Origin of the sequence: Meiothermus sp., assembly GCF_025056915.1 — a bacterium.
Classification (GTDB): domain Bacteria; phylum Deinococcota; class Deinococci; order Deinococcales; family Thermaceae; genus Meiothermus.
The window spans coordinates 1-21619 of the sequence record NZ_JANWVH010000030.1 but is presented as its reverse complement, the minus strand read 5'-3'; the positions used below and the strand labels follow the sequence as shown (position 1 = coordinate 21619).

Genomic DNA, 21619 nt, shown 5'->3' with positions numbered 1-21619 from the left:
TCCTTAGGCTTGGGGTACCAATCGGCTTGGAGTTGCCGAGGTTTGTGCCGGGGTTGACATCTGTACCGAGAGATGCGCGAAAAGCTGGCGCACCTCGAGGATTTGCACGGTTTTGCCGTCCTCTTCCAGGAGGGCAGAGAATAGGGGGTCTTGGCTGGGGGAAAACCAGGCCCCGCTCAGGTTGGTGCGAAGCCCCATCACCTCGTCAATCATGAAGGCGAGGGGCTGCCCTTCGAACTCGAGCAAGGCCGCTATGCCAGAACCAGCAGGCGCAATCTGCAAAGTGTGGCTCAGGTCAAACACAGGCACGATCTGGCCCTGGTTGCTAACAAGCCCCAGCAGGGGGGCAGGGGCCAGTGGAACCGGGGTGGGCTGGCTGACTTCCAGAACCTCCTTAAAAACCCTCGGTTCTACCCCAAGAAAGGTGCTGCCCAAGCGCAGCACCCAAATTTTGCTGATGGTGCTAGTCATCATGGCTCTCGCCCTGGAACCGGGGGCCCCATACAGGCCGGGTCAGGTTCCTTTCAGAGCAGTTCCTGGACGGCTTTGCGCAGGGCCTCTGGGGTATAAGGTTTGGTCAGGTAGCCGTTGGCGCCCTGGCGCTTGCCCCACTCAATATCGGTTGGTTCGCCCTTCGAACTGATGACCAGCACCGGGATATTTTTGGTGGCCTCACTCCGGCGGAGCGAGCGCAGCACTTCGTAGCCGTTGCGGCCCGGCATCACCACATCCAGCAGTACGGCATCGGGTTTTTCGGCCTCAATGCGCTGCTCCACATTCTCGCTGCCCTGGTACAAGACCACCTGGTGGTACTGCGAAAGCGCTTGCTCGATTAGCTTCAGGTCTGCCAAAGAATCATCAACCGCGATCAGTTTTGCCATAAGTTCCTCCACGTTTGCGAGCGGAGGCACGGATGACTGCCGAGAGGTATTCCCGCCCGCAATGTAAACCCAAGTTACGTGAAGCGTTATGCGCCGCCTGTGATGGTTGCACACCCCTGTGACATCTGGGCGTTACGTGCGAATACCCCCAAATGGGGGATGTGGCCTGGGCTACTGTTCTTGGACAGGATAAAAGTCCCTGGCGCTAGGGCCGGGGTGGGTATAACCTTAAGTTGAAAGCAGGAAAGTTCGGTTACGGGTTTCCTGCTTCCAACCTCGGCAGCCTCGTCCGAAAGGAAAGGTTGCCGAGGCTATTTTGTCAAGGAGGTCGCCATGTTCAAGAACATCTTGCTGGCCTTTGATGGCTCTGCCCATGCCCAGAAAGCGGCCCGTCTGGCTGCCGATCTGGCGCGACAATACCAGGCAGCCCTTTGCGTGGTGCATGCTTACGATCCGGTTCCGGACTATCTGGGGGAGCCCTACCTGCAAGAGGTGATCTCCAGGCGAACCGAGGCCGCAGAGCGGGCCATGGAGCAGGCTCAGGCATTGCTGGGGGACCTGCCCCGGGTGGAAACCGAAGTGCTGGAAGGGCCGGCGGCAGAGGCCATTCTCCGGGTTGCACAGGTGCGGCAGGTTGACCTGATTGTGATGGGAACCAGGGGCTTGGGACAGCTCAGCGGTTTGCTCCTGGGTAGCCAGAGCCAAAAGGTCGTCACCCATGCCCCGTGTCCGGTATTGCTGGTGCGATAGCGGGACACAAAGCCCCAGGAAAGCGGCTAGGCTAGGCTCGAGGCTGCCGGGAATTGTGGGGGTGAACTATGTTCAACAAGGTACTGGTTGCCACCGATTTTTCACCCTGCGCACAGCGAGCACTGGAGCTGGCTCGAGCGCACTTCCCCCAGGCAGAAGTTCGCGTGTTGCACGTGGTCACCGAGGAATCGCCTTTTACCACGACCGAGGCTTTGCTCGAGCTGGAGATGCTGGTATCCGATGCCTGGAAGGGCGAAACCAGCCTGCCGGGTCATGAGGTCGTGCAGGGAAGCCCGGTTCAGCAAGTGGTGGAGTCGGCCAGCGCCTGGGGGGCCGACCTGATTGTGATGGGCGTGAGCGGCCAGGGGGGCCAGGGCCTGGGTTCGGTAGCCGAAGGGGTGGTCAGGGCCTCGACGATTCCGGTACTCACCGTGAAGAGCCGGTGAGGGAACATAAACACAGACAAAGCGTAGAGCAGGGCTTTATGCTTGCCGATTTGGACTTGCCTTGAGCAAGAGGCCTGGTTTTGAAGGGTATCACTTATTCGCTACAGATATCACCCAAAGGGAAGTTGGAGGTTTGCCATGAAAGCCGGCGAGGGACCCTTCCGAGGCTTTCAGACGATTTATCTGGCCAGTGCACTCCTGTCGCTGGCCGATGGGTTCTACTATCCGTTTCTGATCGCTTTTCTGTACGAGATGGAGGGAATAGTTGCGGCGGGGGTGGGGTTGGGGATTATTACCGCGATGGATTCACTGGGCTCCTATTTTGTGGGCAGGCTGGTGGACCGCTACGGGCGTAAACCTTTTTTGCTGGTCAGTGCGGTTCTGAGTGTGGGGGTGTACCTGGCCTATCCCCTGAGCCAACATTTGCCGGAGCCCTGGTTGTACGGGGTTTTGGTTGGGGTGCTGATGCTGGATGGCCTGACCGATGGCTTCTGGGACACCATAGAAGCGGTTTATCTGGGTGACATTACCCGTCGGGCTTTCCGAGGCCGCAGCATGGGGAGCTACTGGGGCGCGGGCGGCATCATTTTTGGTGTGGCCATGATGGCCGCAGGTTGGGTGGGTGTGCACCTGAGTTTCCTGGCTGTGGCGCTGGGGGTTGTGGTGGTGTATCTGCTGGGTATTGCGGTGCTGCTGAATCTCGAGGAGACGCACCAAGCCCAGGATAGGGGCAGTCGTCAGTAAAATGCCCAAAGCCCGCTGCCGAAGGCTGAAAGCACGCCATTCGCGAGGGGTGACCAAAGATTTGCCAGTAAACCTTCAGCCGAGGTGGTGCCACGACATGCCCAAAGGCTCGGTTTTATCAGCCCAGCCGACGGCGCAGCTCGAGGGCTTCCCTTCTTAATTCTTCGGTTTGTTGCAGTTGGGCCAGGGTGGTGTCGCGGCTGCTCTCGAGGCGGGCGCAGGGGGTGCGGTAGAGGCTGTGGAAGCGTTCACGGGTGCGCTGCATCTCGGTATCCAGGGTCTCGCGCAGGGCCCGCTCGAGGGTGCTCTTTAGCTCCGCCAACCGCTCGCGCAGGCGGGCTTTGGCGGTCTCCTTGCGGCGGGGCAGGATGGAGGTAGCCAGGATGGCGCCAAACACCGTAGCAAAAATGCCCAGGATATCGAAGGCTATTTTTTGTGCGACCAGCAGAATGGTCAGGCCCAACCCCATCACCCCCACTTCGGCCAGGGCGGTGCCGCGCAGGCTCTCCTGGATGAAGTCGCGCAACTGAATGGCCTCGGCCTCGGCATCGAAGGAGCGCAGGGCCTCTTCCAGGTTGCCCGCGATGGCGCGCTCTTCGGGGCCGACCTGCTCGGTTTGCCGCAGGCCTGGGGCTTCGCGCAGCAGCGAGAGGGCATCTTCAAGCAGTTCGCGGTCGCGCTTGGCCAGCCAGTTCATGGCCTCCAGCACCCGGCGCTCAATTTCCTGGTTGGCCCCCTTGACCACATCATCAATAAAACTTTGCTTGAGCTTGCTGGATTGCAGCAACTCAAGAAACTTGGAGAATCGCACCTTTTCGTCCAGCCAGCGCTCGCCCCGGCTGCGCACCTCGTCAATGGCCTGCAGCGCCAGCGCGACCTGTCCGGTAAAGTCACGGCGGGTGCGTTCTTCGTGTCGCTGGAGCAGGCCATCCAGCTCGCGGCAGGTGGCAAGCTGCTTTTCGGCCTCTTTGAGCTTGGTTTCCAGCGCAGGCCTGGCTTCTTCGCTGAGCCGCGCCAGCACCCCCAGGGGCGAACCCAGCTTGAGGAGGGCCGCCTCGTGGGTGAGCACCTGCCGGATGTGGGCCTCGAGCTCAGGAATATGGCTTTGGGCCACGTTGCCTTGCCGTGCCCAACGAGCCGACACAAAGAAGATTGGAGGGATGTGTCCCAGGGTCTGGTCGGCCCCTTTTCGGACGAACTCGAGTACCTGCTGCAACTCGGGCTCGCTCAGCAAATCCATCTTGTTGAGGATGAGCACCACCTTCTTGCCCCAGGCCCGAATGAAATTGAGAAAGTCGGCTTCGGACTGGGTGAAGGGCCGGTCGGCACTGGTGACGAACAGTATCAGGTCGGCACGGGGGAGGAATTTCTGGGTCAAGACCTCATGATGTTGCAGGATGGCGTTGGTGCCGGGGGTGTCGACCAGCCGTACATCCTTGAGAAGTAGGTGTGGCAACTGAATGAGCACCAGCTCGGGGGACTGCGGCTCCAGTTTGGGTTCGGGGCCGTAGCCGATCAGGTTGATGCGGTCGGTGGTGGGCGTGACCCCCTCCTTCAAAAAATCGCCCCCCAGAAGCGCATTGAGCAAAGAAGACTTTCCACTGTTGAATTCACCGGCAACCACCAACAAGAAAGGGCCGTCCAAATCCAACAAAGCCTGCTTGAGCGGCTCGGTTTCGATGTTCGCTCGAGCCAGTGTATCGAGCCCTTTGGTCAGCAACGCACGCACATCCTGAGCCAGGGCCAATGTTTTGGAACCCAACATGCTCAGTATTCTATCGTAGCGATATGTAAGGGCTTTGCGCCATCGGGTGGGCCCAGGGTTTGCAACCTGTGGACGCAGAACACCGAGCGCAACGTCCAAGCAGCTTATCCACTGGTTCATCTGGTGTTTGAAGGCAAAACAGGGATAGGTTCAAACTCCGTACAAAAGCCCCATGCCGGGCACAGTATGGAATCCAATGCGCCAGCATTCACAGGTCTTAGTGGACCCCAGATGCCTCCACGGTTGGCGACGCCCCGGAGGTCAGGTGTAAAAATTTGCGATTGGATGCTCCATGTGCTGCGATCACCGCCCTTCTCAGCCAGGCTTTCGGGGCCGGTGAATGCTCTGGCCCAGCGTTGCGATTCGTGCGGGTCATTGAGGGAAGCGAGACGAGCTTTTGGGCAACCTTTTTTGTGCTCAGGCCTGGCTCTACTGAAGGCGTGAAAGAAATTTACAGCATTCTTTTTATCCCGATAGATACGAGACAAATGGTGGGTTGTGGTGGTGACACCAGAGACCGGCAACTCAGCTCATTGGTTGCCATCGCCATTGATTAAGATGTGCTTCGCTGAAAAGGGCAGGTCTAAAAAATGCGATGAGAAAGGGAAAAACACGACCTTTCGTTGCGTATCGGCTAATTTGAAAATTCACCCAGGGGTTGTATTTTACGTGCAAAAATCACACAACATGTTGTATAGTGAACCTCAGTGGAGCCACAATCTAACAGAAACGCTCGTCCACAACTCGCGCAAGACCAGAAATCTGGTTGTGTGCGGTGGGCGAATCATCCGCTGGATAGCGCATGATTCGAGGGTTTCTACCGGGATGGCTCCACTCTGAACTAAGGAGGAACACACATGACTGAACAAACAAAAACCTCCAAGAAGCCGGCAGCTAAGAAAGCTGCCGCCAAGCCCGCGGCCAAGAAGCCCGCTGCAAAGAAAACCACGGCGGCCAAGCCCGCTGCGAAGAAGGCTGCTCCCGCAAAAGCCGCTGCCAAGCCTGCGGCCAAGGCGGCTGCCAAGCCCGCAGCGAAAACCGCTGCCAAGCCTGCGGCGAAAGCTGCTGCGAAACCTGCGGCGAAGAAGGCTGCTCCTACGAAGACCGCCGCCAAGAAGTAGGCCCATACTCAGAACCGGCTCCGGTATGGAGCCGGTTTTTTTGACCTTGGTTTGGAGAAAGGCCCATAACGGTTTTCATGAGCGCAGCAGAAGCCACACCTCGCACCCGGTGAGGCTCTATCGCGCTCTTCACAGACGTGGCCGCCCACGAAAACGAGAAGGGACAAAGAGACGTGCCTCACCTCGGTGAGGCCCGCTTGTCTGCGTTGCGTCTGGGCCGAGACGCATGTGTTCGAGTTTCCAGGCGGCCACTGTTCTCTTGAGAACCAGGCTTTCTCAAACTCGAATGGCTCACAATATGTGAAGTGCGCTCTAGACAACCTTCAGCGCGATGTTTGCTGGATGGCTTCGACCGCCTGCGGATTCTCGAGGGCCGAGAGGTCGCCTGGGTTTTGTCCCAGAAAGGCAGCTCGGATCACCCTTCGCATCACCTTGGCGTTGCGGGTCTTGGGCAGGTCGGGGACAAAAATAATCTGGTCGGGCTTGAGGGCCTTGCCCAGCCGGGCCACGATGGTTTCACCAATCGCTTGCTCGAGCTCCTCACCCGGCGTCTGGCCCGGCCTGAGCACCACGAACACCACCGCGGCCTCGCCCTTGACCGGATGGGGAATGCCGATGGCAGCGGCCTCCTTCACCGCCGGATGCTCGACGGCGGCGCTCTCGTATTCGGCGGGGCCCACCCGTTTCCCGGCAATTTTGAGGGTGTCGTCGCTGCGCCCGTGGATCATCCAGTGGCCCTCACGATCCAGGATGGCCCAGTCGCCGTGTACCCAGATGTTCTCGAAGCGGCTCCAGTAGGTGTCCAGGTAGCGCTCGGGGGCCTTCCAAAAACCTTTGGTCTGTCCGGGCCAGGGCCCCAGCACGGCCAGCTCGCCCACCTCGTCCCGCACGGGCTTTCCGGTGCTGTCCAGCACCTCGGCGTGAATGCCCGGAACGGCGGTGTTGAACCCCATGGGCTTGATGGGCCGCCAGGCGGTGCAGCCCAGGATGCCCCCGCCAATTTCGGTGCCGCCGGAGTAGTTGATGATGGGCAGGCGGTTCTGGCCGACGGTTTTGGCAAACCAGAGGTAGGGCTCCAGGTTCCAGGGTTCGCCGGTGGAGCCCAGCATGCGCAGTTTGGACAGGTCGTGTTTGCGCACAAGTTCCTCGCCCAGGGGCATCAAGGCCCGCACCAGGGTGGGGGAGAGGCCCAGGTGGGTGACCCCGTGCCGCTCGCAGAGGGCCCACAACCGGCCCTCGTTGGGATGGTCGGGAGCCCCTTCGTAAAGCAACACTGTACCTCCGATGGTCAGGGCCCCCAGGATGGCCCAGGGGCCCATCATCCAGCCCATATCGGTGAACCAGAACAGGGTCTCGTGCTTTTGCAGGTCGAAGAGGTGGGCCATGTCCTGGGCGGCCTTGATGGGAAAACCCGCATGGTAGTGCACGGTGCCCTTGGGTTTGCCGGTGGTGCCGGAGGTGTAGATCAGCATGAAGGGATCCATGCTATCCATCGGCTCATAAGCGGCGGTGGAAGGCTGCTTTGGGACAATCTGATCCCAGGCCACCTCGTTTGGGGCCAGCGCTGCGTTCCCAAAGCGGCGCACCACCAGGAGCTTTTGCACACTGGGCGATAGGGCGGCGGCGGCGCGGGCGTTGTCCAGCAGCTTGACCGGGCTGCCCCTGCGGTAGAAGCCGTCGGCGGTAATGACCAGCCGGGCCTCGGCATCCTGAAGCCGGGTGGCGGCTGCCTCGGCGGCATAGCCCGAGAAGATGGGCACAAAAATCGCGCCGATTTGAGCCAGCGCCAGGGCGCTGATGGCGGTTTCGGGCAGCATGGGCAGGAAAAGGCCCACCCGATCCCCCTTGCCAATGCCCAGCGAACGGAGCGCATGGGCCGTCTGGGCCACGGCGGCCTCGAGTTCGCCGTAACTCAACCTCACCACCGCCCCATCTTCCCCTTCCCATACAAGGGCCCGGTCGTGGGGCCGGGTTTTGGCATGGTGGAGGGCGTTGTAGGCCAGGTTGAGCTGCCCCCCCACAAACCACAGGGGCCACTGCGGCCCCTGGGACACATCCAGCACCTGGCGATAGGGGGTAAACCACTCGATGCCCAGAAGCTTTAGGGTTGCCTCCCAGAAAGCCTCGGGCTGCTGGATGCTGAAAGCGTAGAACGCCTCGTAGCTGCTGAGGTTCAGGCGTTGCAGCATGGTTTCGATATGGCTGCCGCGTTTGTATTCATCGGATGGAAACCAGATGGGTTCGCTCATGTTCGGCCTCGCTTTGCTTGCCTCCAGTTTATCTGGAAGGGTGCGTCCACGAGTACCCACCACAGCGCTCCTTGCTATTTTGGGCACATTGCCTTCAAGCGTGAGGGGTAATGCAGAGAAGCCGGGCCGCACGCAGTATTCCTCCTGCTGCGGCTTTCGCTGTTTTGATTGCTGGAAGGAGCGCCATCAGCTCTCCGCTGCCTATTGCCCATGCGTGAAAGGCACGATTAGAGCGCTCTTCACAAATTTAGAGCCATTCAACTATCAGAAAGCTTTGTCCTGGACAGAACAGTGGCCGCCTGGAAACTCGAAAACATGCGTCTCAGCCCAGACGTAACGCAGACAAGCGTGCCTCACCTCGGTGAGGCACGTCTCTTTTCTCGTTTTCGTGGGCGGCCACGTCTGTGAAGGGCGCGATAAGAGCGTGCTTGGTGCGCTTCAGTCAATCGGAGGCATCGGAGGCCGCCCATTTACCCGTGCGTGCTTCCAGATTTTTCGTTGGCTCACGCCTCCTCAAAATTTGATGTTTTTGCCCGACACGATTGCCCCTGCGCCGTTGCCAGGGCGGCATTCTGTAGCTATGTGACTCGCGGAGCACCTTCGCTCTACCGCTTCCGGAACAGGCCGAACAAACCTTTACCCTTAGCTGGTTTTTCCTCGGCGGGGGTTTTGCTGGGACTGGGTTCGGCCTGGGGGGTGCCGCGCACGACCTGGAGAAAGGCTTTGGGGGTGGCGCGAATGGCCGGGTCTTTGGCCAGGAGGTTGCGCACGATCCGATCCAGGTGGGGAGGGAGGTTGGTCGGGGGGGGTAGTTTGTGCAGGTGGGCATAGGTAATCTCCTCGAGGGTCTCGCCCACAAACGGCCTTTTGCCCACCAGCAGCTCGAAGGCCATCACCCCGAATGAGTAGGCGTCCGAAGCGGGGGTGGCGGGTTCGCCCATGAAGAGCTCCGGGGCCATGTAGAAGGGGCTTCCCGCCCGTTCCAGGGGTTTGGGGTTTTCGCGGGTCTTGGCCACCCCAAAGTCGCCGAGCTTGAAGAGCAGCCCGTCAATGAAAATGTTCGAAGGCTTGACATCCTGGTGGATGATGCCCCGGTCGTGGAGATAAATCAGGGCCTCGGCGATTTGACACAGGCACTCGAGGGCCACCTCGCGGCTCAGGGGGCCTTTGTTGAGGCTGTCCTCGAGCGTCCCCTCCTCGAAATACTCCAGCGCCAAAAAAGCCCCTTCCCCCTCGGGTCGCCCCGAAAGCCCGCGCACCAGATTGGCGTGGTTGAGCGTCAGGGAAAGGGCTACTTCCTGGGCAAAGCGCTCGGTCAGGGCCCGGTCGGTGCGTACCTCGCGGCGGGGCACCTTGAGGGCCACCTTGGTGCCGTCGGGGGCATGGGCCAGGTAAACCTGCGACGACCGCCCCAAGCCCAGGAGCATCTCCAGCTTGTAGTGTTGACGGGTCAGTCGGCGATAGTCCATGTAAATCCCAGGTTCCTTGGCTATTTCAGCAAAGAGCGCGTTACGAAAGGGTTATGGACTCCCCCGGTTGAAGGGCCTTGCCACCTACCCCCAGAAGGCCGGCCCGCTGCACGAAGGCCGCGCCATCCTGGGCGATGGGGGGAAAGGTGTTGTAGTGCACGGGTAAAACCTGTTTGGCGCGGGTCAGCTCGAGGGCTTTGAGAGCATCGTCGGGCCCCATGGTGAAATGGTCGCCGATGGGCAGAATGGCCAGATCCGCATTATACGGGGCCACCAGCGCCATGTCGCTAAACAGGGCTGTGTCGCCGGCGTTGTAGATTCGCTTGCCGCCCAGTTCCAGCACAAAGCCCTGGGCTACGCCGCCGTAGGTTCCGTCGGGGAACGAGGAGGAGTGCTGGGCTGCAAACCACTTGAGCCAGCCGCCCTTGAACCGGTAGGTGCCCCCCAGGTTCATGCCCACGCCCTTGGCGCCATGCTTCTCGGCGTAGCTCACGATTTCGTAGTTGGAGACGATGGGAGCCCCGGTGCGCTGGCTGATGGCTGCGCTGTCGCCATAGTGGTCGCCGTGGGCGTGGGTGAGCACAATCAGGTCGGCTTCCACCTGGTCGGCGCTCAGGGCTGCCTTGGGGTTGCCGCTCAGGAAGGGATCAACCACAATGCGGGTGCTGCCGTCGCTGATGAGGAGCGCCGAGTGTCCCAGATAACGTACTTCAACCACGGTTCCACCTCCCAGTGCTTCCAGTATATGCCCCCTGCGCCTTCCTGATTTGTCCTTCGAGTGCCCTTGGGATCTTAAACCGGGTAGAGCCGATGTCCATGCCGGGAAAGGCTGAGGTCAGGCACGCCCAGGCCAGGCTCTGGCCAGCCGCCCCAGAACCCGCTCTACGTTGCGCTCGAAGGCAGCTTCGGCGAGCCGCCCCAAAGCCCGCCCCCCCCATTTTTCCCCCTGGGGCAAGGTGGCATGGATGCGGAGGGTCAGCTGGTAGTTGATCCCATTTTCTACAACGGCTCCGCTTCCCTCGAGCTCGGCCCAGAAGTTGGGGGGGTCGGGGAGGGGTATAGCCTCCAGACGGGCCGTGGAGCCCTCTGGGTGAATACGGCTCTGGAAAGGGAAATGGATTTCCCCAAACAGCGGGGCCTCGGCCACCAGGTAGCCCTGGAGGGTGGTGTCCTGGCGGGTCAGCTCGCCGAAGGGGGGCTTGCCAGCGAACACCTGCTCGGGCTGGAGCAGGTGTTCGGGGGGTTCGGCCAGGTGTAGTTGGAAAGATTTTTCCAGCACCATTTAGTTGACCCACTCCACCCGCAGTTGTCCGGCCTGTACGAGTTGCTCAATCTCATCATCGGTTACGTTTCGCAGACGGGCCAGGTGGCCGAACTCGGGGGCTGCCGAGGCCAGCCCGACTCGCACCACCAGCACCTCCTCGCTTTCGGCCTTGCCGATGCGCCAGACCAGATGATTTCCCAGCCGCTCGAGCAGGTCGTCCATAACCCATAGCGTATCGGCTGATGGGGGTTGGGTAAAGAGAGCCGGGTGACGAAGGGTAAACTAGGGCGGTGGAAGCCATTGTGTTGGCCGGGGGCAAAGCCGACGACCCGCTGGCCCAGAAGTTTGGCGTGGTGAGCAAGACCATGGTGCCCCACCGGGGCCGTCCGCTGGTGGAGCATACCTTGGGGGCCCTGGTTCAAGCGGGGCTGGAAGTGATTCTGGTGGGCCCTCCGGTTCCCTTGAAGCCCTCCCCCAAAGTAGCCCTGCCCGACCACGGTAGCCTGATTGCCAACCTCGAGGCGGGCCTCCAGGCGGCGGTGGGTGAAAAAGTGCTGGTCGCAACCGGCGATATGCCCTTTCTGAGCGTAGAGGCTGTGTGCTGGGTGCTGGAACATGCGCCCCAGGCAGGCTTCGTATACACCATCATCGCCAAACCCATCATTGAGCAACGCTTCCCCGGGATGCGGCGCACCTATGCGCGTGTCCGGGAGGGTTCTTTTACGGGGGGCAACATCGTTATTATCAACAAACAGCTCTTTTTCACGGCCCTTCCGTTGCTCAAACGGGCCCTCGAGCTGCGCAAAAAACCCCTGGCCCTGGCTCGGATGATCGGCTTTGGTACCCTGCTGAAGGTGCTTTTGGGCCGGGCGGATATTCCGGGGCTCGAGGCCAGGGTCTCGCAAATCATCGGGGTGCCGGCCAGGGCCCTCATCACCCCCTACGCCGAGGTGGGGGTTGACCTGGATAAAGAAGAGGATTTGCAGTGGTTGGGGTGAAAAGTGGCCGGGTTCGGAGGCTCCAATACCAACTTTGCTTGAACGCTTTGCATGCTGTTGAAGCGGCAAATCGAAGCAGGGTTTAAGGCGTGGGGAGGCAGGTGCCGGAGACCCACAACCTGCCGCCGACCGCCCATGCTCACCGGGTGTATCCCGGAAACTTGCTCATGCGCCTGACGTTGGTTCTATGCCATTGCGGCGAGAAAACAGGGGCGCGTCAGGGCTTATTTGGGAAACCGACCCTGGCGCACCACTTCGGCCAGCACCTCCGGCAACTCCCAGGCGGCCAGGTCGAAGGTAACCTGACCATAATCGTAGGGTAGCTTGAGGAAGCGATGATGGACTTCGCCGTGGATGTCGTCTTCCATAATGAGCACATCGGCACCGGGCTCCCCCCCCAGGCTGAGCCCAACCGAGCCGGGGTCGTAAACCACGCCTTTGTGTACCACCCGGCGAAAGGGGATGTGCTTGCCAGCGACCACCGCATAGCGTGAGCGGATGCTTTCCAGCATTTTCAAAATTTCTGCCGGGTGAGCATCGTTGAGATCTACCTTGTGCTCGGGGTCGTCTGGAGAGCCGTGGAACACCATCAAGCGTCCCCCAGGGGTTTCGTAGCGGTGGCGCGAACGAAGGTTGCGCAAAAAGTGCATCTCGCGCTGCCCCAGTTGTTCGCGGGTCCAGACGATGGTGGTCTCGGCAATGCCCTCGCGCGGGGGAGAGGGGAGGGCATAAGCCACCCGCAGGTCGGCGGCTCCAGGTACGCAAGGGATGCCTTCCCTGTCGAGCTTGCGAATCACCTGGCGCGGGTGCGGGCCATAGCCTACCAGATCCCCCACGGCCAGAACCTGATCAACCCCTTCTTTTCGAAGGGCTTCCAGAGCCACCTCGAGTGCCGGTAGGTTGGCGTGAATTTCAGCGATAATCCCGAGCCGCATCGCCAACCATTTTGACATGAAAGAGTCATTAGGAAAGCTTATTTGCCCCTTTTAGCGCTCTTCACGCATTATTGAGACATTCGACTCCAAGAAAGCTTTGTCCGGGACAAAGCAGTGGCGGCCTGGATGGGCGGCTTTATCTGGACTTGTAATGCCAGCGTTCCTTGAACACTTTGCGAAATGAGGAGCAGTGAAGCGGGCCGCAAGGCTTTGGGTATAGAAGGCAAGCCGTGGCGACCCACTACCGACCTCCGACCTCCCATTCCCACCTTGTGTATCCTTGAAAGTCGCTTGTAGGCAAACCTATGCCGGGCCTCGTATTTAGACATTTTTCAATGGAGCGGCGTATGCTTTAGCCGTGCAATGGTGGCCCCCACTCCTTCTAGGCGCCTTTCTTGCGGTTTGTCTGCCGCCATCGCCGCTGGGCTTTCTGGTTCCTCTACCCCTGATCTGGCTCTCGACCCAGGGGGGCTTTCGTTTTGGCCTGCTGGCCGGAGTTGGCTTCTGGGCAGTGCATCTGGTCTGGCTGCCGCTTAGTTTTGTGGTGCTGTTTGAAACGCCCTGGGGAGCGGTGCCCTATCTTCCGCTGGTCTTAATCAAGGCCGCTATCTGGGGGGTTGTGTTTGGTCTGAGCCGGGGCAAACCCCTCGCCCGGGCGGGGCTTTGGGTGGTGCAGGAATACCTCACCTCCCTGGGTGAAATTGCTTTTCCGTGGGGCTTTTTGGGTTATGCCCTGGTGGATGCGCCGGGGCGGGTGCTCTCGAGCCTTGGTGGGGTCTACCTGCTATCGCTGTTGGTTTTGTTGGTGGCTGTGGCCCTGTACTACACGGGAAGCCGCCTGATGCAAGAGCGGGTGGTTTTTTCCACGTACAGTCTGGGGTTGCTCGGTGTTCTGTTGCTGTGGGTGGGGCTGTGGGTTCTCCCACTACCCCCAACGCAGGGGAGCGCGACCGCCCTGTTGGTGCAGGGCAACATCAACCCCTTGCGAAAGCTCGAGGGGGTCTCTGCCGAGGAAACCTATCTGGAACTCACCTACCGGGGCCTGCAAGCCCATCCCGAGGCCCGGGTGGTGGTCTGGCCGGAGACCGCCGTGGCAACTTTTTCGCCCACCCTGTCTGCTTTTTTGGGCAGCCGAGAGCTTTTGAGCGGCCTCGAGACCGGTCTCACCAATCGGACGGTGCGGGTGGTGGGGGGTCAGATTACCCACTACTACGACAAAAACCGGCTGGTGCCCTTCGGAGAGTTCTTCCCCTGGAGCGAGGCCCTGCGCCCGGTGTATCGTTTCTTCTTTCGGGCATTCGGTTTCTACGGCGATCTGGGCAGCCGTACACCTGGAACCACCTATACCCCCCTGGACAAGTACGGCGCCTTCATTTGCTACGAATCGGTCTTCCCATCGGTGGCACGAAAGCTGGTTTTGAACGGGGCAGAGGTTTTGCAGCTCGGCTCCAACGACGCCTGGTATGGCCCCAGCTTTGGGGGCTTGCAGCACTTTCAGATGGGCCGCTTGCGGGCCGTCGAGACCGGGCGCTGGCTGTTGCGGGCCGGCAACGATGGGGTGACTGCCATTGTGGATCCTTTTGGACGGGTTACGGCCCGCATTCCCCAGCGGCAGGCCGGCTATCTGGCCGGGCAGTTTGCCCTGCTCGGGGGCCTTACCCCATACGTACGCTTCGGGGACTGGGCCGTGGTGCTGGCAGGGGCTTTGACGGTGTTCGGCTTGCGAATCCGTGCAAAAGGCACTATAGTTTAGTCTTGCTGGCGAGTGCGCCAGAACTTTTGTCCGCGTGCCGGGATGGCGGAATTGGTAGACGCACCCGACTCAAAATCGGACGGTTAACAGCCGTGTGGGTTCGAGTCCCATTCCCGGCACCAACAAGCGCCCCTGGAGGCTTAGCGTGGAGATACTTCAAAACATCCTGATTTTTCTGTACATCGCCGTGGCCGGATTCCTGGTCTACCTGGTGCTCTCACAAGAACCCAAACAGGGCGCAGGCGATATGTTTGGTGGTTCAACCGACCTCTTCAGCACCCGCGGTGTAACGGGCGGGCTTTACCGCATCACTGTAATTCTGGGTGCCATTTTTGTAATCCTGGCCTTTTCGTTCCGCTTCTTCAGCCGCTAACCGGCGGACTTGGCTCCCCACTCAATGACCACCCTCCATCCGCGCTGGAGGGGGTTTTTCTTTGGAACCAGGGGCCCCGCTGCCCGAACCCATCCACCGTTGGCTAGGCCCATCCACCGATTGGTGGATATGGCCAGACGATCAATTCACCCTTAAGCCCTTGACAGTCGCATGATGGCTATATAGCTTTGTACCAAGTCCATCTCGTTGTGGTTCCCCTAAAGCAGCGAGGGTGGTGAACTGTTCAAAATCAGGAGGCTTGAGATGAAGAAACTGTTGGCCTTAGGAATGCTCGCCCTGGCTGGACTGGCCCTAGCCCAGCCCAAGGTGTTCAAGGGTACCGAGCCGGGTCGGGCGGGGGGGGCTTACCGCGTGACCGCCATCTCCGACCCGCGCACCTGGAACCCCTTTGTGGCGCGTGAGACCTCGTCCACCGATATCATCGGGCTGTTTTTGCCCACCCTTTCGGGCTACAGCCCCTACACCCAGGCACCCGAGGGCAACCTGGCGCGCTCCTGGGAGGTGCGCAACAACGGTTTGACCGTTATTTTCCGCCTGCGCGAGGGGGCGCGCTGGTCCGATGGGCAGGCCATTGATGCCGACGATGTCATCTTCAGCGCAACGGTGCACGCCGATCAGCGGGTGAACTCCAACTCGAGGAGCCAGTTCATCCTCGACGGCCAGCCCATCGTCTGGACTAAAGTAGACCAGTTCACGGTGCGGGCCGACTTCCCCAAGCCCTACGCCCCGGCGCTGATCCAGGGCTGGTACATTGTGCCTGAGCACATCTTTGGCCCCGCCTACCGTGCAGGGGTGCAGCAGCTTCAGGCGTTGTGGAACCTGGACACTCCGCCGGCCCAGGTCGTCTCGGGGGGTCCCTTCAAGCTTGACAGCTACGTCAAGGGCGAGCGGGTGGTGTTGGTGCGCAACCCCACCTACTGGGGCGTAGATGACCGCAACAGCCCGGTGGCCTACTTGGAGCGCTACACCGTGCAGATTGTGCCCGACCTCAATGCGCAGCTGGCCCGCTTCCTGGCCGGGGAGGCCGATACCTTCTCGGCGGCCAACGCCGACCAGGTGGCCCAGGTTTTGGAGCGCATCCGGGGTAACCGTCTGCGGGCCGAAATCTTCCCCAACGTGGACGTCACTTTGGGCACCAACTTCATCGTCTTCAACTGGAACAGCAAAGACCCCTTCAAGGAAAACCTCTTCCGTCAGGTCAAGTTCCGCCGGGCCATGGCCCACCTGATGGACAAGAAGTCCATGATTGAGGTGGCCCTGGGCGGGCTGGGTCAGCCGCAGTGGAGCCCCATCTCCATCCCCAACAAGGCCTTTTTCACCGACGACGTGGCCAAGTTCGAGTTCAACCCCCAGCGGGCTTTGCAGCTTCTGGCCGAGCTGGGCTTCCGTACCAAGAACCGCGACGGCTGGTTGGTGAATGCCCAGGGCAAGGTGCTGGAGTTCAACCTGGTCACCAACCAGGGCAACAACGTGCGGGAGCGCATCGCCCAGATCTTCCGCGACGAGGCCCGCAAGGTGGGGGTCAAGGTGGAGTACCGCCCCATTGATTTCAACGAACTCGTGCGCCAGCTCACCACCCCCGCCGCCGATGGCACCCGCGAGTTCGACGCCATTCTGATCGGCCTCACCGGTGGCATCGAACCCGCCTTCAGCCGCAACGTGTGGGAGCTCAACGGCACCCTGCACGCCTGGAACCTGGGCACCGGCGGCAAGAACCCTGCCAAGGTGGAGTCCTTCGAGGTGCTCATTGACACCCTGATGAAGCGGGGGGCGACCACCCTCGACCAGGCCCAGCGCCGCCAGATTTACGTGCAGTTCCAGAAGGTCGTGGCCGAGAACCTGCCGCTCATCTACACGGTGGCTCCGGCCTACAACCCGGCCCGCCTGACCCGTTTGGGAGGTATGTTCCCCAAGGAACAAATCAACTCCATCACCGGACAGGCCCCCTACATCGAGACCATTTTTGCCAAGGAGTAAATGCCTTCGGGGGCAAGGGGTGGACGTCCACCCCTTGCCTTCATGCTGAGGTTCTATGTTTGGCTACGTTGTACGAAGGCTGCTCCAGCTAATCCCCACCTTCTTTGGCGCCACCTTGCTGGCCTTTTTGGTCATCCAGCTTGCGCCGGGCGATTTCGTGACCCGGCTCGAGCTCGACCCCACCCAAGACCGCGAGTCCATTGCCAATCTGCGCCAGCAACTAGGCCTCGACCAGCCCCTGCCGGTGCAGTATGCCAAGTGGCTTTCGGGCATCCTGCAAGGCTACCTGGGCCTTTCCCTCTCGTATAAAACCGATGTGTGGAACGTGATTGGCCAGCGCATCCTGAACTCTATGGTGCTGGTGGTGCTGGCTACCCTGATGATTTATCTGGTGGCAATTCCCGTCGGGGTTTACTCAGCCATCCGCAAATACACCTGGCCCGACCGAACCTTTACGGTACTGGCCTTTCTGGGTCTGGCCATTCCCAACTTCTTTTTTGGGCTCATCATGCTCTTTTTGGCAGTCTGGCTTTCCGACCTTACCGATATGCGAATTCTGCCCATCGGCGGCATGACCAACGAGTTCCTTCACCTGGGCAACATGACCCGGGCGGCCCAGATCCTTTTTCCGCCGGCCTTATTGGGCACGCTGGTTTTTGCCGGTCTGTTCTGGTGGCGTGTTCAGCGCAAGCAGGCGGCCACATTTGGCATCTGGGTGGGGCTGGTGCTGTTTGGCATGAGCGCTCTGCTGATGCTCTGGCCTTTGTTGCAGGGGCCGGGCCTGCCGGAACGGCTGCCCTACACCGAGTCGCCCCTCTGGGCCCGCATCACCAACGTGCTCTGGCACGCCTTTCCGGTGGTAATCGTGGTGGGTACGTCGGGCCTGGCCGGCCTCATGCGGGTTATGCGCGGCCAGATGCTGGACGTGCTTTCCCAGGACTATATCCGCACCGCTCGCGCCAAGGGTCTGAGCGAGCGGGTGGTGATTTACAAACACGCCCTGCGCAATGCCGTCATCCCCTTCATTGCCGGGATTGGGGGGTTGCTGCCGGGCTTGATTGGGGGTGCTGGGCTGGTGGAGGTCACCATGGCCTGGCCCGGCATTACCCCTGCCCTACTGGAGGCCATCTCGGCCATTGACGTGTATGTCATCATGGGCCTCATCACCATTACGACGGTTTTGCTGATGATTGGCAACGTGGTTTCGGATCTGCTGCTGGCCTGGGTGGACCCGCGCATCCGTTACAGCTAGGGGGAGACTGACATGATACGAAGAGCGCAGTTAAGCACCCCCCAGGCCAACCGGAGCTTTTTCCAGCAAGCCTGGATTCGCTTCAAACGCCATCCCCTGGCACGGCTGGGCGCTGCGGTGCTGCTGGTGTTCTACCTGGGGGCCCTGTTCGCCGACTTCCTGGCCCCTTATCCAGAAGAGAAGAGCTTCCGCGACTTTTCTTTTGCGTCGCCCACCCAAATTTTCTGGCGCGATCAGAATGGGCAACTGACCAGGCCCTATGTATGCGCTTCGGAGCGGCGCCGGAACCTCGAGACCTTCAAGGTCGAGGTCATCACCGATTGTGAAAAAGGCCGCTACCCCATCTACTTTTTCGTCAAGGGAGAGCCCTATCGTTTTCTGGGGCTGATTCCCGCCGATTTGCGCCTGATGGGCGGGCCCTGGCTGCTGGAAGACCAGGCCAAGCTCTTTTTGTGGGGTACCGACGACTTTGGCCGCGACATCTGGGGTCGCATCTGGTTTGGCGCCCGCATCAGCCTGACCATTGGCATCTTTGCGGTGGCCCTGGCCCTGCTAATCGGCATCTTCATGGGCAGTATCTCCGGTTTCTATGCGGGCCGGCCGGTTACCTTCAGTATCGGTCTACTGAACCCCCGTTTCTGGGAGTTTGTGCGCCGCAGCCGCTGGCTTGATCATCTGCTGGCGCTGGTCGGTCTGATTCTGATGGCGGCTCTGCTCTATGGGATGGGCCAGGGGTACGAACGCTACATCAAGCCCGACCTTCAGCGCGTGAGTACCCTGGCCCTTGGCGGGCTGGGCCTGGTGCTGGGTCTGGTGGGGCTGGGGGGTCTGATGTACTTCCTGGTCTGGCGCAGCCATCTGGCCAGGGCTCTCCTCTGGCTTTCGGCCTGGGGGGGGATGGCCTGGTTGCTCTGGATTACGGTCTGGGGCTTCTGGCAGAGCAGCCGGGGCTTGGAAGCCATCATTGCTGGTCTGATTGGGGCAGCGCTGCTGGGCGCCATCGGATACATTCTGCTCTGGCCGCGCATCGAGCTCGACCTGGACACCCTGATCATGCGTGCGGTGGAGGTGCTGGCAGCCATACCCGATTTGTTTTTGTTGATTATTCTCTCGGTGCTCATCCCCATGGAGGTGCCGCCTGCGGTGCGCTTCGTACTGGTCGTCACCATCCTCTCTTTTGTGAACTGGGGAGGGCTGGCCCGCATCATCCGCAGTCAGGTGCTGCAACTGCGCGAGATGGAGTTTGCTCAGGCTGCCCAGGCCCTGGGGGCGGGCGATGCCCGGATTATCATTCGACATGTGCTCCCAGGAACCTACACTTACTTAATCGTGGCGGTCACGCTGGCCATTCCTGGTTTTATTCTGGGAGAGTCGGGCCTTTCCTTCCTGGGGCTGGGTATCCAGGAACCAGCTACCTCCTGGGGGCTGATGCTTTCCAAGGCCCAGGCCACCGGCATTACGGCCTTCAGCGAGCGGCCCTGGCTTCTCATTCCTGGGGTTTTCATTCTATTGGCGGTGCTGGCCTATAACTTTATGGGAGATGGCTTGCGCGATGCGCTTGACCCTCGTACCAAGGTCTAGGGCGCTGGTTTTGATGAATCTGGCTCTGATGCCGCTATAATGTCGTAATCTGCTGTTGCAGTGCTTAGGAGTGGGAATGGACGAAAAAAGGTTGGTGGATGTAAAAGACCTCAAGGTTCACTTTTTCACCGACGATGGTGTGGTGAAGGCCGTAGATGGGGTGTCTTTCCACATTGACAAAGGCGAGACCCTGGCCGTAGTAGGCGAGTCGGGCTCTGGCAAGTCGGTTGCCAGTCTTTCCATGATGCGCCTGATTCCCAACCCCCCTGGCAAGATTGTCGGTGGGCAGGTGCTTTTTAGGGGCAAAGACGGCAAAATCCGGGATCTGGTCAAGGAAGACGAGGCCACCATGCGCAAGATTCGTGGCAACGACATTGCCATGATCTTCCAGGAGCCCATGACCAGCCTCAACCCCGTTTATACCGTGGGCGACCAGATTGCCGAGGCCATCGTGCTGCATCAGGGTAAGAGCAAGAAGGAAGCCCTCGATCAGGCCGCCGAAATGCTCGATCTGGTCGGTATTCCCGAGCCCAGAAAACGCCTTGCCAACTATCCGCACCAGATGTCGGGTGGGATGCGCCAGCGGGTCATGATTGCCATGGCGCTCTCCTGCAACCCTTCCCTCCTGATTGCCGACGAGCCCACCACCGCCCTGGATGTGACCATCCAGGCCCAGATTCTCGAGCTCATGAACAAGCTGCGTGAAGAGATTGGCATGAGCATCCTGTTCATCACCCACAACCTGGGCGTGGTGGCGGAGATGGCCGACCGGGTGGTGGTGATGTATGCGGGGCGGGCGGTGGAGGAAGCCGATGTGGTGCCCACCTTCAAGAAACCCCTGCACCCCTACACCATGGGTCTTTTGAACTCGGTGCCCCGCCTCGACCTAGCAGCCACCCACCAGCAACGCCTGGAAGCCATTCCGGGCAACGTGCCCAACCCGCTCAACCTGCCCCCGGGTTGCGCCTTCCACCCGCGCTGCAAGTTCTTCAAGCCGGGCCTGTGTGACCAGGACATTCCCGTCTTGCAGGATGCCGGAAACGGGCATATGGTGCGCTGCGTGCGCTGGGCCGAGATTCAAAAAGGTGAGGCGGTGGGAGCATGAGCGTGGCAACCCCTGGTACGACCACGGCCAACCTGGTTGAGGTGGCCAACCTCAAGAAGTGGTTCCCTATTCGTGGGGGCATTCTTTCAAGGGTGGTGGCCAACGTCAAAGCAGTGAACGACGTGAGCTTTGCGGTCAAGAAAGGTGAGGTGCTGGGCCTGGTGGGAGAGTCTGGGTCGGGCAAGACCACCGTGGGCCGGACCATCCTGCGCCTGATTGAGCCCACCGAAGGCACCATTCGCTTCGATGGGCAGGACATCACCCATCTACCCAAGAACCAGCTACGCAGCTATCGGCGGAAGATGCAGATTATCTTCCAGGATCCCTTTGCTTCGCTCAACCCGCGCATGACGGTGGGGGATATCATTGCGGAGCCGTTGGTCATTCACAACCTGGAAGGTTCGGCCCAGGGACGGGCCGAGCGGGTGGCCGAGCTGTTGCAGCTGGTGGGCCTCAACCCCGACCACGTGCGCCGTTATCCCCACGAGTTTTCGGGGGGCCAGCGCCAGCGGATCGGGATTGCTCGAGCCCTGGCAGTGCGCCCGGAGTTTATCGTGGCCGACGAGCCGGTTTCGGCGCTGGACGTTTCCATTCAGGCGCAGGTGGTCAACCTTCTGCAAGACCTCAAGGAGCAACTGGGCCTGACCATCCTCTTTATCGCCCACGACCTGGCGGTGGTGGAGTACATCTCCGACCGTGTGGCGGTCATGTACCTGGGCAAGGTGATGGAGCTGGCGCCTTCGCGCGACCTGTACTTGAAGCCGCGCCACCCCTATACCGAGGCTTTGCTGTCGGCCATCCCCACCCCCGACCCCACCATCAAGCGTGAGCGCATCGTGCTGCAGGGGGATATCCCCAGCCCCATCAACCCACCTTCGGGCTGCGTTTTCCGCACCCGTTGCCGCTATGCGATAGCCGAATGCGCGACCACTGTG

21 protein-coding genes and 1 tRNA gene are annotated in these 21619 nt (G+C 60.6%); 13 read left to right on the top strand and 9 right to left on the bottom strand.

Annotation, left to right across the window (positions count from 1 at the left end; genetic code table 11):
• Positions 1–3 precede the first annotated feature (3 nt).
• Positions 4–474, bottom strand: coding sequence for a chemotaxis protein CheW (locus NZN28_RS06775; RefSeq protein WP_295396481.1), 471 nt, complete (start codon positions 472–474; stop codon positions 4–6).
• Between the two features lie 50 nt (positions 475–524).
• Positions 525–881 (bottom strand): response regulator, encoded by a 357-nt coding sequence (locus NZN28_RS06770; RefSeq protein WP_295396479.1) that lies wholly within the window; start codon positions 879–881, stop codon positions 525–527.
• A 333-nt stretch (positions 882–1214) separates the two neighbouring features.
• Here NZN28_RS06770 and NZN28_RS06765 point away from each other — a divergent pair, with 333 nt between their 5' ends.
• From NZN28_RS06765 to NZN28_RS06755, 3 genes are all read left to right on the top strand, one after another.
• Positions 1215–1631 (top strand): universal stress protein, encoded by a 417-nt coding sequence (locus NZN28_RS06765; RefSeq protein WP_295396477.1) that lies wholly within the window; start codon positions 1215–1217, stop codon positions 1629–1631.
• 68 nt (positions 1632–1699) lie between these two features.
• Positions 1700–2077 (top strand): universal stress protein, encoded by a 378-nt coding sequence (locus tag NZN28_RS06760; RefSeq protein ID WP_295396475.1) that lies wholly within the window; start codon positions 1700–1702, stop codon positions 2075–2077.
• Positions 2078–2215: 138 nt separating this feature from the next.
• Positions 2216–2821 carry an MFS transporter gene (locus NZN28_RS06755; protein ID WP_295396473.1) on the top strand — a complete coding sequence of 202 codons (606 nt, stop codon included), beginning with the start codon at positions 2216–2218 and terminating at the stop codon, positions 2819–2821.
• Positions 2822–2939: 118 nt separating this feature from the next.
• Here the strand turns inward: NZN28_RS06755 and NZN28_RS06750 are convergent, their stop codons facing one another.
• Positions 2940–4586: a dynamin family protein gene (locus NZN28_RS06750; protein ID WP_295396471.1), complete on the bottom strand. Its 1647-nt coding sequence runs from the start codon at positions 4584–4586 to the stop codon at positions 2940–2942.
• An 857-nt stretch (positions 4587–5443) separates the two neighbouring features.
• Here NZN28_RS06750 and NZN28_RS06745 point away from each other — a divergent pair.
• Positions 5444–5707, top strand: a complete 264-nt coding sequence (locus tag NZN28_RS06745) for a hypothetical protein (protein ID WP_295396468.1) — start codon at positions 5444–5446, stop codon at positions 5705–5707.
• 323 nt (positions 5708–6030) lie between these two features.
• Here NZN28_RS06745 and NZN28_RS06740 read toward each other — a convergent pair whose 3' ends face one another.
• The 5 genes from NZN28_RS06740 to NZN28_RS06720 form a co-directional block, all read right to left on the bottom strand.
• The gene (locus NZN28_RS06740; RefSeq protein WP_295396465.1) at positions 6031–7956 is read right to left on the bottom strand and encodes an AMP-binding protein; all 1926 of its coding nucleotides are present in this window, start codon (positions 7954–7956) and stop codon (positions 6031–6033) included.
• Between the two features lie 605 nt (positions 7957–8561).
• Complete coding sequence (locus NZN28_RS06735; protein ID WP_295396464.1) at positions 8562–9425, bottom strand: serine/threonine-protein kinase; 864 nt, start codon at positions 9423–9425, stop codon at positions 8562–8564.
• 40 nt (positions 9426–9465) lie between these two features.
• A complete protein-coding gene (locus NZN28_RS06730) occupies positions 9466–10143 on the bottom strand; it encodes a metal-dependent hydrolase (RefSeq protein ID WP_295396462.1) in 678 nt (225 codons plus the stop codon).
• Positions 10144–10260: 117 nt separating this feature from the next.
• Positions 10261–10707 (bottom strand): DUF3809 family protein, encoded by a 447-nt coding sequence (locus NZN28_RS06725; protein ID WP_295396460.1) that lies wholly within the window; start codon positions 10705–10707, stop codon positions 10261–10263.
• Positions 10708–10911, bottom strand: a complete 204-nt coding sequence (locus NZN28_RS06720; RefSeq protein WP_295396457.1) for a DUF3248 domain-containing protein — start codon at positions 10909–10911, stop codon at positions 10708–10710. It lies immediately after the preceding gene.
• Positions 10912–10979: 68 nt separating this feature from the next.
• Here NZN28_RS06720 and NZN28_RS06715 point away from each other — a divergent pair, with 68 nt between their 5' ends.
• On the top strand, positions 10980–11687 hold the full coding sequence (locus NZN28_RS06715; protein ID WP_295396453.1) for an NTP transferase domain-containing protein: 708 nt from the start codon (positions 10980–10982) through the stop codon (positions 11685–11687).
• Between the two features lie 224 nt (positions 11688–11911).
• Here NZN28_RS06715 and NZN28_RS06710 read toward each other — a convergent pair whose 3' ends face one another.
• Complete coding sequence (locus NZN28_RS06710) at positions 11912–12622, bottom strand: metallophosphoesterase family protein (protein ID WP_295396451.1); 711 nt, start codon at positions 12620–12622, stop codon at positions 11912–11914.
• A gap of 358 nt (positions 12623–12980) precedes the next feature.
• Here NZN28_RS06710 and lnt point away from each other — a divergent pair, with 358 nt between their 5' ends.
• From lnt to NZN28_RS06670, 8 genes are all read left to right on the top strand, one after another.
• Entirely contained in the window at positions 12981–14375 is a 1395-nt protein-coding gene (lnt, locus tag NZN28_RS06705; protein ID WP_295396448.1) for an apolipoprotein N-acyltransferase, read from the top strand.
• Between the two features lie 36 nt (positions 14376–14411).
• Positions 14412–14497: transfer RNA gene (locus NZN28_RS06700), tRNA-Leu, on the top strand.
• 23 nt (positions 14498–14520) lie between these two features.
• The gene (gene secG, locus NZN28_RS06695; protein ID WP_295396446.1) at positions 14521–14748 is read left to right on the top strand and encodes a preprotein translocase subunit SecG; all 228 of its coding nucleotides are present in this window, start codon (positions 14521–14523) and stop codon (positions 14746–14748) included.
• Between the two features lie 264 nt (positions 14749–15012).
• On the top strand, positions 15013–16746 hold the full coding sequence (locus tag NZN28_RS06690) for an ABC transporter substrate-binding protein (protein WP_295396443.1): 1734 nt from the start codon (positions 15013–15015) through the stop codon (positions 16744–16746).
• 55 nt (positions 16747–16801) lie between these two features.
• Positions 16802–17998, top strand: coding sequence for an ABC transporter permease (locus NZN28_RS06685; protein ID WP_295396441.1), 1197 nt, complete (start codon positions 16802–16804; stop codon positions 17996–17998).
• Between the two features lie 12 nt (positions 17999–18010).
• Positions 18011–19579: an ABC transporter permease gene (locus tag NZN28_RS06680; RefSeq protein WP_295396438.1), complete on the top strand. Its 1569-nt coding sequence runs from the start codon at positions 18011–18013 to the stop codon at positions 19577–19579.
• Positions 19580–19655: 76 nt separating this feature from the next.
• Positions 19656–20684 carry an ABC transporter ATP-binding protein gene (locus NZN28_RS06675; RefSeq protein ID WP_295396437.1) on the top strand — a complete coding sequence of 343 codons (1029 nt, stop codon included), beginning with the start codon at positions 19656–19658 and terminating at the stop codon, positions 20682–20684.
• Positions 20681–21619: ABC transporter ATP-binding protein (locus tag NZN28_RS06670; protein WP_295396434.1), on the top strand; the 939-nt coding region annotated here is incomplete at its 3' end. The genes NZN28_RS06675 and NZN28_RS06670, both read left to right, overlap by 4 nt.

Bases quoted from the DNA above. Each gene is read 5' to 3' on its own strand.
- NZN28_RS06710 (WP_295396451.1), bottom strand. From the start codon at position 12,622: ATGCGGCTCGGGATTATCGCTGAAATTCACGCCAACCTACCGGCACTC.
- NZN28_RS06735 (WP_295396464.1), bottom strand. From the start codon at position 9,425: ATGGACTATCGCCGACTGACCCGTCAACACTACAAGCTGGAGATGCTC.
- NZN28_RS06755 (WP_295396473.1), top strand. From the start codon at position 2,216: ATGAAAGCCGGCGAGGGACCCTTCCGAGGCTTTCAGACGATTTATCTG.
- NZN28_RS06740 (WP_295396465.1), bottom strand. From the start codon at position 7,956: ATGAGCGAACCCATCTGGTTTCCATCCGATGAATACAAACGCGGCAGC.
- NZN28_RS06760 (WP_295396475.1), top strand. From the start codon at position 1,700: ATGTTCAACAAGGTACTGGTTGCCACCGATTTTTCACCCTGCGCACAG.
- NZN28_RS06690 (WP_295396443.1), top strand. From the start codon at position 15,013: ATGAAGAAACTGTTGGCCTTAGGAATGCTCGCCCTGGCTGGACTGGCC.
- NZN28_RS06765 (WP_295396477.1), top strand. From the start codon at position 1,215: ATGTTCAAGAACATCTTGCTGGCCTTTGATGGCTCTGCCCATGCCCAG.
- NZN28_RS06675 (WP_295396437.1), top strand. From the start codon at position 19,656: ATGGACGAAAAAAGGTTGGTGGATGTAAAAGACCTCAAGGTTCACTTT.
- NZN28_RS06775 (WP_295396481.1), bottom strand. From the start codon at position 474: ATGATGACTAGCACCATCAGCAAAATTTGGGTGCTGCGCTTGGGCAGC.
- NZN28_RS06770 (WP_295396479.1), bottom strand. From the start codon at position 881: ATGGCAAAACTGATCGCGGTTGATGATTCTTTGGCAGACCTGAAGCTA.
- NZN28_RS06720 (WP_295396457.1), bottom strand. From the start codon at position 10,911: ATGGACGACCTGCTCGAGCGGCTGGGAAATCATCTGGTCTGGCGCATC.
- NZN28_RS06680 (WP_295396438.1), top strand. From the start codon at position 18,011: ATGATACGAAGAGCGCAGTTAAGCACCCCCCAGGCCAACCGGAGCTTT.
- NZN28_RS06725 (WP_295396460.1), bottom strand. From the start codon at position 10,707: ATGGTGCTGGAAAAATCTTTCCAACTACACCTGGCCGAACCCCCCGAA.
- NZN28_RS06745 (WP_295396468.1), top strand. From the start codon at position 5,444: ATGACTGAACAAACAAAAACCTCCAAGAAGCCGGCAGCTAAGAAAGCT.
- NZN28_RS06750 (WP_295396471.1), bottom strand. From the start codon at position 4,586: ATGTTGGGTTCCAAAACATTGGCCCTGGCTCAGGATGTGCGTGCGTTG.
- NZN28_RS06685 (WP_295396441.1), top strand. From the start codon at position 16,802: ATGTTTGGCTACGTTGTACGAAGGCTGCTCCAGCTAATCCCCACCTTC.